Here is a 330-nt window from a genome sequence, read left to right on the forward strand (position 1 = left end):
CCGCCTCTCCACTGGCCGCGCCGGGCCGCACGAGGCGCCCGTGGCCGCCGTCCACCCGCCAGCGCCCGCCGTCGCGCACGAGGGCGAGCTCGATCACCCCGAGCGCGCGCCCGCCTGCGCCCGGCATCGTCGCGGGACGTCCGTTCAGCCGCCCGGCGGCGGGGTCCACCGCCCGCGCGGCGGCGTGGTCCGGCCCCGGAAAGGCGAGATGGGTGTGCCCGGCGACGAGGGCGTCCACCCCCTCGACCTCGGCGACGGCGAGCGCGGCGTTCTCCGCGCCCGGCGCCGTCGCCGCCGGGTCGATCCCGGCGTGGGCGAGCACGACCACGA

1 pseudogene is annotated in these 330 nt (G+C 81.2%); it reads right to left on the bottom strand.

The features are described 5' to 3' along the window. Positions 1 to 330 (bottom strand): annotated as a pseudogene (locus AB6A65_RS16820) (2',3'-cyclic-nucleotide 2'-phosphodiesterase); the annotation flags it as partial.

Origin of the sequence: Rhodosalinus sp. FB01 (genome assembly GCF_041365715.1) — a bacterium.
Taxonomy (GTDB): domain Bacteria; phylum Pseudomonadota; class Alphaproteobacteria; order Rhodobacterales; family Rhodobacteraceae; genus Rhodosalinus.